This window comes from Exiguobacterium sp. s11 (assembly GCF_018619015.1).
Taxonomy (GTDB): Bacteria; Bacillota; Bacilli; order Exiguobacteriales; family Exiguobacteriaceae; genus Exiguobacterium_A; species Exiguobacterium_A indicum.
Genome location: NZ_JACSNF010000006.1, coordinates 76,293 through 87,977, shown reverse-complemented (window position 1 = coordinate 87,977; position 11,685 = coordinate 76,293). Strand labels below are relative to the sequence as shown.

At 44.4% G+C, this 11,685-nt stretch carries 11 protein-coding genes and 1 tRNA gene; 5 read left to right on the top strand and 7 right to left on the bottom strand.

From position 1 onward, the window contains the following. Positions 1–2: 2 nt before the first annotated feature. Entirely contained in the window at positions 3–638 is a 636-nt protein-coding gene (locus tag KNQ12_RS15405; protein WP_058713857.1) for a sterol desaturase family protein, read from the bottom strand. A 125-nt stretch (positions 639–763) separates the two neighbouring features. Here KNQ12_RS15405 and KNQ12_RS15400 point away from each other — a divergent pair, with 125 nt between their 5' ends. After that, a complete protein-coding gene (locus KNQ12_RS15400; RefSeq protein ID WP_214749705.1) occupies positions 764–1,042 on the top strand; it encodes a hypothetical protein in 279 nt (92 codons plus the stop codon). A 35-nt stretch (positions 1,043–1,077) separates the two neighbouring features. Here KNQ12_RS15400 and KNQ12_RS15395 read toward each other — a convergent pair whose 3' ends face one another. Next, positions 1,078–1,812, bottom strand: a complete 735-nt coding sequence (locus KNQ12_RS15395) for a metallophosphoesterase family protein (RefSeq protein ID WP_214749708.1) — start codon at positions 1,810–1,812, stop codon at positions 1,078–1,080. Positions 1,813–2,174: 362 nt separating this feature from the next. On the opposite strand from KNQ12_RS15395, the gene KNQ12_RS15390 reads away from it, so the two are divergent. Beyond that, positions 2,175–3,197, top strand: coding sequence for a PTS sugar transporter subunit IIC (locus tag KNQ12_RS15390; RefSeq protein WP_029340800.1), 1,023 nt, complete (start codon positions 2,175–2,177; stop codon positions 3,195–3,197). A 95-nt stretch (positions 3,198–3,292) separates the two neighbouring features. Here the strand turns inward: KNQ12_RS15390 and KNQ12_RS15385 are convergent. After that, positions 3,293–3,365 (bottom strand) — tRNA-Val (locus tag KNQ12_RS15385). Positions 3,366–3,550: 185 nt separating this feature from the next. On the opposite strand from KNQ12_RS15385, the gene KNQ12_RS15380 reads away from it, so the two are divergent. Then, the gene (locus KNQ12_RS15380) at positions 3,551–6,691 is read left to right on the top strand and encodes an efflux RND transporter permease subunit (RefSeq protein WP_214749711.1); all 3,141 of its coding nucleotides are present in this window, start codon (positions 3,551–3,553) and stop codon (positions 6,689–6,691) included. Between the two features lie 62 nt (positions 6,692–6,753). Here the strand turns inward: KNQ12_RS15380 and KNQ12_RS15375 are convergent, their stop codons facing one another. Then, positions 6,754–7,230: a hypothetical protein gene (locus KNQ12_RS15375; RefSeq protein WP_050678087.1), complete on the bottom strand. Its 477-nt coding sequence runs from the start codon at positions 7,228–7,230 to the stop codon at positions 6,754–6,756. A 65-nt stretch (positions 7,231–7,295) separates the two neighbouring features. Further along, a complete protein-coding gene (locus KNQ12_RS15370; RefSeq protein WP_251137755.1) occupies positions 7,296–8,129 on the bottom strand; it encodes a M15 family metallopeptidase in 834 nt (277 codons plus the stop codon). Positions 8,130–8,342: 213 nt separating this feature from the next. Here KNQ12_RS15370 and KNQ12_RS15365 point away from each other — a divergent pair, with 213 nt between their 5' ends. Together KNQ12_RS15365 and KNQ12_RS15360 are read left to right on the top strand one after the other, a co-directional pair. Continuing rightward, positions 8,343–8,888: a methyltransferase family protein gene (locus tag KNQ12_RS15365; RefSeq protein ID WP_353047638.1), complete on the top strand. Its 546-nt coding sequence runs from the start codon at positions 8,343–8,345 to the stop codon at positions 8,886–8,888. A gap of 16 nt (positions 8,889–8,904) precedes the next feature. Beyond that, positions 8,905–10,392 (top strand): phytoene desaturase family protein, encoded by a 1,488-nt coding sequence (locus KNQ12_RS15360; RefSeq protein ID WP_023467150.1) that lies wholly within the window; start codon positions 8,905–8,907, stop codon positions 10,390–10,392. Positions 10,393–10,451: 59 nt separating this feature from the next. On the opposite strand, the gene KNQ12_RS15355 is transcribed toward KNQ12_RS15360, so the two are convergent. Together KNQ12_RS15355 and KNQ12_RS15350 are read right to left on the bottom strand one after the other, a co-directional pair. Beyond that, positions 10,452–11,018: a histidine phosphatase family protein gene (locus KNQ12_RS15355; protein WP_023467149.1), complete on the bottom strand. Its 567-nt coding sequence runs from the start codon at positions 11,016–11,018 to the stop codon at positions 10,452–10,454. A 16-nt stretch (positions 11,019–11,034) separates the two neighbouring features. Continuing rightward, positions 11,035–11,685 carry a response regulator transcription factor gene (locus KNQ12_RS15350; protein ID WP_023467148.1) on the bottom strand — a complete coding sequence of 217 codons (651 nt, stop codon included), beginning with the start codon at positions 11,683–11,685 and terminating at the stop codon, positions 11,035–11,037.

The window sequence follows — 11,685 nt, the reverse complement described above, 5'->3', positions numbered from 1 at the left end:
GGTCAGTGGATCGGCGGTTTTTCATATTCTCGATTCTTTTCTAAATTCCGTGCCGTTTGACTAGAAGTAACTGTTTTTTCATCCTTCAAAGTACCAAATAACCAATCTCCCACCGGATTCGATACACCAAACCAATAGTGTTCATTTTTGAAATGATGTAACAGATGCGTCTTTTTCATCCATTTCCCAAAGCGTGTTCTCGGTTTCAGCGGAACGTGTGCCACGTAATGTTTCCATTCATACACAAGCAACATGACGATCAATCCACTCGCGGCTGCAGCTGTCGAAACGACAGATTGCGTCAGAAAATAGGTCAGCGCCGCAAAGAAACCAAGATTCGGCAAGGAATACCAGACCGGTAAAAACAACAGATGCAGTTCATTCGGATGCGCATGATGATCGTAATGAAGTCGTTTCAATAATTTTCGTCCAAGCACATTTTTAGGCGGTGGTAAATGGAACAAAAAACGATGCGTCAAATATTCACTGAAACTAAAGACGATCAATCCAAGACAAAAGAACAGTAAAATTGACCAATGAAACGGCTGAGCAAGGACATAACTACTGACCGCAATCAGTAATACGAGCATGATCAAAATATCCGGAAACAGAAAAAAACGACGATAGATATTTAACATAGGTGCCTTCCCCTTTCTCTTTCGTTACAGCATATAATCGTACGTTCATCGATTCGTCACGTTTTTTACTTCAAGTCGTGTAATCATTCTCGCTTCCTCCCTTATACTAAATAGAGAATGGAGTGATGATCACTTTGAGTTTATCGACCGGAATCATCTTCGTGTTACTCGCCTATACACTCATGTCGCTTTACGACATGTGGCAGGTATACCGGATAACGAGCAAACTTTGGATGTTTGTATTGTTTCTTGCAACATTAATCAGTCTCATCGTTGCCTTTTTTGTGGTCCCTGTCCTTGCTCTATTCTTTTACTGGTCACGCCATCCATTGAAACGAAACATCGGTATCGTATTACTGATTGTCGTATGTCTCATCTCAATCATGACAAAACTGTCGTCTTGATTGAATTCCTTCATGAACTACTCATGAAGGTTTTTTCATGTCCTACTACCGAAGAAGAGTCGGCGCATCAACTCACGTTCCGGCATCTCCGTCGTATTGAGGACGTCTAAAAATGGTCGATCATCATATGAAAGCTTCAGGATTTCTGAACGGACTTGATCCTTCTCCCAATCAATAATTGCTACTGGAGCAATAGCTGTTTGCTGACATCCAAGTGCACCTGGATTAATAAAGAGCGTTTGCTCTGTCTCGACTTGTTGCGCTGGATGATGATGACCGAAACCAATGATCCGCGCCTCACTTCCAGCAAACAAGGCGGATAAGTTATCTTTTGTTCCATCCATTGCTTGCTTTAAGGGTTCTTCACCAATCTTCTTCGTCTGATCGGCATAAGCATAGTGCGTCAGGTGCATCGATTGTTCCTGATGCATGACATTTAAAACACGTGGTAAACGTTCCAAATACTTTTTATTTTCTTGTGTCAACGTATCCACGATCCATTGGTGGTGCTCTTTCGCATGGCGGTAACTATCGGGATAGGTCTCCCCATGGATTAAAGCAAGGACACATTCATCATGGTTCCCAGAAATCGTTTGAATATCAGGTCGTTGCTTCAATAGATCAATGACTTCATTATGTTCTGGTCCAATGCCGACAAGATCACCGAGACAATAGACGGCATCGATATCTGATTGTTGATCAAGATAGGACAAAACCGCACGCAAAGCTGATGCATTGCCGTGAATATCTGTAAAAAGCATGACTTTCATGTAAACGCCTCCATTGTTGGTACATTAGGATTTCCAGATGATACCGTGAATTCCTGTCAGATTTCAGGAAAAAATAAATTGTCAGAAAATATTGATTATTATTCAAGAGCATGTTAGGCTTAGAAAAATTCACAGAGAGGGGCACGATCAAATGATTCCGACGCAACAGCCATTTAACCAAGCCGGACGACTGATTATTCTATGCATGAGGGACTGAAAACTTTTCCGATGATGAAACGGAAATGATTTTTGGGCCCTTCTTTCGATGCATCGAATGAGGCGCCCGCACAGAATGAGTGGCGCCTATCCCAAAAACGGATAGGCTTTTTTCATGGCAAAAAATAGAGATAGATAGAGAGAGGATGACAACGTTGAAAGAATATGCGATGGATCGAATGGTAAAAGTATCAGCTGGAATGGCAAATGCCGTTCTTGTAACACTCGGTGTCGGACTCCTGATTGAGACACTCGGAAATCTTCTACATATCCAAATGCTACTGACGATTGGTGGTGTCGCAAAAGTACTACTCGCCCCTGCACTTGGTGCCGGTATTGCCTTTCAGCTCGGAGGAAATACACTTGTTCTGTTCAGCGCGATGATCGCAGCGACGATCGGTGGTGCCGCTCTTCAATCAACTGCTTCTGGACTCGTTCTTGTACCCGGTCAGCCGATCAGTGCGTTACTCGCAGCTGCCGTCGCTGTATACGTCGGAAAACGCATGACTGGAAAAACGAAATTTGACATGATGGTCATCCCGATGAGCGCTGTCCTTGCTGGCGGCGTGACTGGAATCGGTGCTGCTGCCGTCACGACACCACTCCTTACAAAATTCAGTGCCATGATCACAGCATCCGTTGAATCATCTCCAATCGCAACTTCTCTTGTCATTGCACTCATCTTTAGTGTCTTATTGATGTCTCCTGCTTCGTCCGCTGCACTCGCTATCGCTTTGCAACTTGATCCTGTAGCAAGTGCCGCTGCACTGATTGGCTGTTCCGCTCAATTCGTCGGCTTCACGTTGATGGCATACCGTCAGACGGATCCAGGTGGTTTGATTGCTTCATTCTTTGTAACACCTAAAGTACAATTCCCGAATATCGTTAAAAATCCACGTCTTGTCGTTGCACCGTTTCTCGCAGCGATGATTTCAGCTCCTGTCGCGACGCTTCTTCTCTCTTTGAAAGTACCGTACGAACTCGCAGGACTTGGATTAAATTCGATGATTGCCCCACTCAATATCTTCGTCAACCAAGGTCCTCAGGCGTTCCTCGTCTTCTTCTTGACTGGTGTCGTTCTACCTGGCGTCTTGACGCTCGTCTTCTATCGATTGACGACCGTCGCAGGGTGGACGAAGCGTGGCGATCTTCACCTCGAAATTCAATAAAACAATTTACCTCCCTTCCAACTATTCCTGATTGATTTCGGGAATAGTTTTTTAACGCAAAAAAATCGCTCCTTCGAAAAGGAACGATTTCGGTATGATTCTGACTGGGCTCGAACCAGCGACCTCTACCCTGTCAAGGTAGCGCTCTCCCAGCTGAGCTACAGAATCATGCTGTGTTGTTACTGGGTATGTTTTTATTATAGCAGCATATCGAAAAGTGTAAAGCCTTTTTCACAAAAAAATTCATCTTTTTTCAAAAAGATCTTTTTAAATAAAAACAGTTTTAAAGTTGCGGGTTCTATGAGTGTCCTCTACTATGTAAATAAGCACATATAAAAGAAAGGAGCGTTCATATGAACTTTTTAACCCGATTTAGTTTGAAGAACTCGGTTGCTGTCTTCATCATTGCAATCCTATTGATTTTAGGAGGCGTGTATTCCTTCTCACAATTAAAAGTCGATCAGTTCCCGGAAATCGAGTTTCCTCAGATTTCAATCGAAGCGGTTTACCCTGGTGCATCTCCTGACGACGTCGATAAACAAGTCGTCTCAAAGCTTGAAACTTCCCTTAAAGGAATTGAAGGGGCTACCAAGCTAACGAGTTCTTCTTATGAAAGTATCGGTATCTTAAACATCGAATTCCCGTTCGATACCGATATGGATAAGGTCGAACAACAAATCGATGCTGCCATCCAAGATGCGAATCTACCGGAGGAAGCAACGACGAAATTAAATCGTCTGTCATTTGGTTCATTCCCGATCTATAACATCTCTTTCTTTAGTAAGGATGGTAAAGACATCGAAAAAATCCTAAAGGAAGATATCGAACCTGAACTTAATAAGATTCCAGGAATCAACAGCGTTTCGGTTGGTGGCTATAAGGATGATCTCGTTCAAATCACCGTCGATAAGGAGAAAGCGACGGAAGCGGGTCTCTCGCTCTCAAGCATCAAGGAACAAATCAATGGAAAGTATGTCTCGTTCCCATCTGGTCAACTATCAGAAAACGATTCGAAAATTCCGATTCGCGTTGAGGAAAAACTAGAAAATCTAGATAAACTAAAAAATCTACAATTGACACCTGCTGCAGGTGCGGCTAGTTCATCAAGTAACGGTCAAACAGGTGGTTCATCTGCTGGCGGTCCACCACAAGGGGCAACGCAAGGACCACCAAGTACAACAGGTGGTGCAGCTGCAGATCAGGCTTCTGAACCTGTAGAACCGATTCGCCTAGAGGATATCGCAAAAATCGAAGCCGTCTCACAACAAAGTGAAAAAACACGTTACGATTTAAAAGATTCCTTATCGATGGCGATCACGAAAAAACAAGATGCCAATACGGTCGAAATCGCAGATGAAGTCACGAAGATCCTCAATAAATATGACGACCAAGTCGACTATACGATTGGGATTGATTCAGCGAAGGATATCGAGGAGTCCGTTGCGACACTCGTCAAAGAAGGATTACTTGGTGCCCTCTTCGCATCACTCGCTGTACTCTTATTCTTGCGGAACATCCGCGCGACGATCATCGCCATCGTCTCGATTCCATTGTCATTACTCATCGCCGCTATCTTCTTGAACTGGCAAGATATCTCCCTGAACATCATGACACTTGGTGGGATGGCTGTTGCAGTCGGTCGTGTCGTCGATGATAGTATCGTTGTCATCGAGAACATCTTCCGGCGCGTCCGAAAATCCGAATCTGGTATGACGGATGAGATCATCGAACAATCGACAAAAGAGATTCTAAAAGCAATCACGTCATCGACGCTGACGACCGTCGTCGTCTTCCTACCGATTGGATTTGTCGGTGGGATTACTGGTAAGTTCTTCTTACCGTTCGCTTTGACGATTATTTTCTCATTACTTGCTTCACTACTCGTTGCGATCACGATCGTACCGATTCTCGCGAAGTTTGCCTTCAAAAAGGTACCAGCAGAAGAAAAAGAAGGCGCTCTCCAACGTTGGTATGGCAAGCTGATTGAAAAATCACTCTCGCACAAGGCGATTATCTTGGTCGTATCGTTCATCCTTCTCGGTGGTTCCCTAGCGATCGTACCGCGTCTCGGCTTTACGTTCATTCCGAACGAGGCATCGAAGACCTTGACGGCATCGCTTGAACTTCCGGCTGCGACATCACTTGAAAAAACAAGTGACGTCTCGTTTGAGATGGAAAAAATGTTTGATAAAGAAAAAGCCATTGCTGACGTGACGACTTCTGTCGGAGCGCGTGACTTCACGACAGGCTTACGTCTCGATAATAAAGCAAGTTACTTCTTGAATCTAAAAGACGGCGTAAACGTCGAGAAAACGATCAAATCACTTGAGACACAGATGGAAGACATTGCTCAAGATGAAAACGTCGATGTCAAAATCAGTGTGGCTGAACTATCGACAGGTGGTCCTCCATCGAATAACAACGTCGATGTCGACTTGTTCTCGAACGATCTCGAAGCCCTTCAAGAGGCGGCAAAACTCGTCGAGGATAACATGTCGAAAAATAATGATTTGAAATATATCACGAACAACTTCAGCGAAAAACAAAAGCAGTATCTCGTAGAAATCGATCCTGAGAAAGCAAGTGATCGTGGACTATCTGGTTTCCAGATTCTCGGTACCGTCAACGATCAAACGAAGCCAGTCACGGTCGGAACGCTCAATCTCGATAATAAGGATCAAGACGTACAATTATCTTATGAAGAAGGACTCGTCTCGAAAGAAGATCTCGAAGACGTCCAACTCTTCTCAGCAAACGGTCCTGTTGCTTTGAAAGATGTCGCGAACGTCAATGAAGTCGAGACCTTCACATCGATTCAGAAACTCGACGGAAAAGTATATGCTCGCGTATCTGGACAAGTCAAAGGAGACGACGTTCAAAACGTATCGAATGCCGTAAAAGCTGACGTCGAAAAAATCGATTTACCAGACGGTGTCTCACTGACAAGTGGTGGTGGAAATGATGATACGGTCGAAATCTTCCAATCACTCGGAATTGCGATTGTCGTTGCCATCGGACTCGTGTACCTGACAATGTTGATCACATTCGGAAAAGCTCGGATTCCGTTCATCATCTTGTCCTCTCTGATCTTTGTTCCGATTGGTTCACTCGTCACGCTCTTCCTTGCAAATGAACCATTGTCTGTCAGTGTCATGATCGGCTTCCTGATGTTGATCGGAATCGTCACCACGAACGCAATCGTTCTCGTCGACCGCATCGGTCAAAACGTCGGACGTGGTATGCCGATTCGAGAATCATTGATTGAAGCTGGTAAAACGCGATTACGCCCAATCCTGATGACCGCATTTGCAACAATCATGGCATTGGTGCCACTCGCATTAACGACTTCTTCAGGAACATTGATCTCAAAAGGTCTTGCCTTGACGGTCATCGGTGGATTAACTACCTCTACGTTGTTGACGCTCATCATCGTTCCTGTCGTCTATGAATTGTTCTTCTTCAAAAAAGCAAAAAAAGAACGTATAACTAAGTAAATGCACATCAAAAGGAGCCTATCGCGACCAAAGCGATAGGCTCCTTTTGATTCTATAAGACCTTACGACTCTAACTGTTCATCTGTTCGTTCCAATGTACCATCATGTTGCGCCACTAATCCGTCGAGAACGGATGGTTCAAATTCTTCACCGATCGCGATGATTCCTGTTTTTCCAGGTGGAATGACACCGAGTGTTCGTTTGAATGTTTCTTGGATTTCTTGATTTTCCTTCATGTCCTTCGAGCCACCAATCAGCATGCCCGTCATTGAACCAAGCAAGATGCCAAACGGTCCACCTAAGATACCGACGGCCATTCCGATCAATGAACCTTTGACGGCGCGATTCGATCCACTTAGGTCCACAGCATCTTCAAACGAAAAAGCACCATTCTCATTTCGCTTGATAACAGCAATCTGTTCGAAATCGACTTGACCTCGCGCATGATATTTCTTCAATTCACTGAACACTTGATAAGATGTCGCTTCTTCTTTGAACGTAAACGTCATGATGTGATGTTTCGCATCTTTTTTTGCCATTCGTTCCACCTCTTTCACCTGAGACGAATAACCGACTAAGTCAACATCCTCTATTTACCATGTTTTTAAGAAGTCGAAACCTTTACTGGTTTCCATGGTGCGAGATGGAAATACTCCTCCATTGTTAATCCACTGACTTTTAGACGAGCGGCAAGCGTTGCTCCGACATACCGATAGTGCCAGCTCTCATACGTATAACCCGTCCAAGATTCTTTACCAGATGGATAGCGGAGATGGAAACCGTAGCGGTGAGCATTCGCAAACAACCATTTTGCCTCTTTTGTTTTTGAAAAGCTAAACGTGGCGTATTTTGTTGAATCAGCGCCTCCGATATCAAACGCAAGACCTGTTTGGTGTTCACTTTTCCCAGGTTCCGCACTATACGTACTCGCCTTCTCATATCCATCACGCGCAACATATTTATCAAACAACGTTTTTTGATAGGCATAGGAGCGATATGTACTAAACGCAACGAGCGTAATCCCCGCTTTTTTAGCCGCTACACGCATTTTCTCAAACGCAGCTCTTGCTTGTTGATTCTCACCAGGAGCGTACGTCGAGCGGAGCGCTAAGTTCTTATTCGCGATGAGGGTCTTACCGATCCGTTTTCCACCGATTTGTTCATCCGTCAGTAGATACTTCGTACTCGCATAACCAATCTTCGTACCATATTGTACTTTTGACCACGTACCGACTTTTGAAAGTTCCGTCACATAGATCCCCGTCGGAATAACCGCAAGACTCGGTTGCTCGAGTGATGCCCCTTGACGTAAATGAAGGGATGTCTTGGCTTGACGATAAGAAGATGTTGATGCATCGACTGCTGGTATGTAAGTCGTCGTGGACGTAACCGTAGCTATCACTGCCAATGTCATGATGAATATCTGTTTTCTCTTCATTTTCGATTTTCACTCCATCTAATAATATTTACATTCCATATTTTAGATTAGAATACCATTCTTTTTTTCAAACATGGTTCTTTCGGAATGCTTGTCATGAAAATGAAGTATTTCTGAAGTTTTCTAGATGTAGCTTAAGGACGAATTACAATGGGTAAATAACGATGTATGCGTTTTCGAAACATGATTCTGATGTAGAAAGGAGTAGCGTACGTGTCACTTTGGGAATGGATTTTCAGTATCGGTAGCATCTGCTGGATTGGCGAGATGATTCGTTTCCGGAATCGCTCCGAGTCTAAGTCAGGCGCAGCAGAACAAGTTAGTTTTTATTTGATTTTCCTTGTCCTAAGCGGAACGATCGTCTGCGCTTTCCTCTTTGCGAATGAAACTGTTTCTTCTGTCATGCGCATCTCTTCATGCATTTTATTATGGTGTGGTGTTTCCTTACGCCTATGGGGAATTCTCCACTTAAAACAACAGTTCACTCGTCATGTCGTCGTGGCGTCTGGTGATCAGCTCGTCAGTAGCGGTCCCTATCGCTTTTTACGTCACCCGTTATACAGTGGGTTGTTGTTGATTACGATGAGCTTCCCCCTGTTCACCGGTCAGTTCGGACTTTTCATTCTCTCCGGACTTCTGATGTTCATTTTCTTGCTCTACCGGATTCGAATCGAAGAAGCGATGTTAACGAAAGGTTTTGGACCCGCCTATACGGTATGGGCTGCAGAACGAAAACGATTGATTCCATTCATCTACTAAAGGAGAAGTGATCCATTTGAAGAAACGTGCAATCGTCATTGGAGCTGGTCTTGCTGGTATGTCTGCTGCCATTCGTTTGGCTGGAGATGGTTATGCAGTCACGATGCTTGAAAAGAATGCGAACGTTGGAGGGAAACTGAATCAACGTAGTGGAAAGGGATTTACTTTCGATACAGGTCCTTCTATCTTAACGATGCCTTGGGTACTCGAACAACTCTTCTCAAGCGTTCATCGTAACTTGGATGATTACTTAGAAATCGAGCGCATTGAACCGCAATGGCGTACATTCTTTGAGGATGGAACAAAGATCGATGTCAAAGGTGACTTACCTGGAATGCTCGAAGAAGTCGAGCACGTCTCGTCACGGGCTGATTTTGTCGAATTGTTCCGGTACTCTAAACAAATGTACGACTTGTGTCTCGACAGTTTTTATAAATACAGTCTTGAAGATTTAAAGGACTTAAAAAAATACCATACGATGTCTGATTTATTAAAGATGGACCCGATGAATACCGTTGCGACCGGAACCAAAAAACATCTCAATGATCCGTATCTCGAACAGCTATTCAACTATATGGTCATGTATGTCGGTTCCAATCCATATCAGGCACCTGCTGTCTTCAATCAGATGATTTATGTTCAAATGGGTCTCGGTATCTATTATGTCAAAGGTGGGATGTATCAAATCGCGCGTGCCATGAAACGGTTACTTGATGAGCTCCGTGTCACAGTTCACCTCAACTCCCCCGTTGAACAAATCGTCCTTGAAAATAAAAAAGCGGTGGGCGTTCTATCAAACGGAACATTCCATGCAGCCGACATCGTCGTCTCAAACCTTGAGGTCATCCCGACTTACGAACGGATCGTTCCGGAGAAAAAAGCCCGGAAACAGGCAAAAAAATTACAAGCGTCGTTTGCCCCTTCCGTTTCAGGTCTTGTCCTATTGCTCGGTGTAAATCGTGAGTATCGCGGGCTGGCGCATCATAATTTCTTTTTCTCAGAAAATCCAGAGCGTGAATTCGCCCAAATGTTCAAAGAAGGTACTCCTCCAGAGGATCCAACGATTTATGTCGGTGTCTCGTCAAAATCCGACGCTTCCCAAGCTCCTGAAGGGAAGGATAACTTATTCGTCTTGACACACGTTCCACCGCTAACACTTCAAAAAGGTGAGGTCGACTGGGATGCGTACCGCGAAGTCGTTCTCGATAAACTGGAGCGGATGGGACTTCATGGACTTCGGGAATCGATCGAGTTTGAATATCGCTTTACCCCAGAGGATTTGAAAGAATTATACGGTCCAAACGGTGGATCGATTTATGGTGTCGCAGCCGATCGGAAGAAAAATGGTGGATTCAAGATTCCATCGAAGAGTGACTTGTACGAAGGACTTTATTTCGTTGGTGGGTCGACACATCCAGGCGGCGGTGTACCAATGGTCACCTTGTCCGGTCAATTAACAGCTGATTTGATCCGAAAACATGAAGGTGCTGTTCCTACGCCTTAAGATTTCTCCAATTACAAAAGAGACGGAAACTGATTCACTCATCAGTTCCGTCTCTTTTTTTACTTTGTATTCGTCAAAAGTGGTACGACATGAATGTCCGCCTTTTCTCCTAATCTCACATCCATTCGACATACGGCTGGCATTGGTAAGGATTTCCAAAATGCGTAATCAAACGTCGAATCAAATGTTTCTAAGAGTAACACCATGATGTTTCCGTGTGTTCCAAGAACGACTATTTCGTCAGGATGCTTCTCCACTAGTTCGTCGATGAATGGCCGAATGCGTTGCGACGCTTCGTTGTTCGTTTCGCCTCCATACGGATTTTCATTCGGATGTTGCCATACATATGTGACCGCTGCTTGAAAATCGTCAAGCTCTCCCGGTGCTAACAATCGCTCTCGTAGTTCCTCTACCTCAATGATTGGTTGTTGACGTGCCTCTGCAAGCGGTGCAATCGTCTCGATCGCCCGTTGATACGGGCTGCTGTAGAACCTGTCGATTGGAATTTCTTGAAACGTTTCAAGTAAACGTATCGCATCTGCTCGTCCTTTATCGGAAAGTGGTCGTTTCCGTTCATCTGGTGAATATGTCGAGTGTGCGTGCCGTACGAAATAGAGTGTCGTCATGTTTTGATTTTCCCCTTTATTGGTGTGTCCATCGGTATCCGATTCCGCGAACTGTTTCGAGATGCTGTTCAATCGGAAAACCGCAAACACGTAGTTTTTCTCTTAAATGTCTGATATGCGAGTCGATCGTCCGCTCGTCTACAGACGCTTCCGCTCCCCATAACATCGTCGTTAGTTGATCGCGTGTCCAAACACGTCGTGGAGAATCTAAAAATACACCTAACAACTCAAACTCCGTCTTCGTTAACGAAATCTTTTGTTGGAGGTAACTACAACGATAGCTTTCCCGGTCATAGGATAGACCATCATACTGTTGCTGTAATAAAACTTCCATTCGCCCGATCAGTTCCCCTTCTTGAATCGGTTTTGATATGTAATCATTCGCTCCTACTTCTCGTGTCCGAATGATGTCTTCCCGCTGATTCCGAGCCGTAACCATCAAGATTGGGATGTTAGAGTGTTCTCGAATGAGACGACAACATGTCCAGCCATCCATATCCGGCATCATGACATCTAGTAAAATCAGGTCGAATACGTGCTGACGGCAGAGATCAAGAGCTTGTTGCGCAGAATCTACAAGCTGACACGTGTACCCATACGGCTGAATATACAGTTTGAGCAGTTCAAGCATTCTTGGTTCATCATCTACGATCAATACATGCGGCAT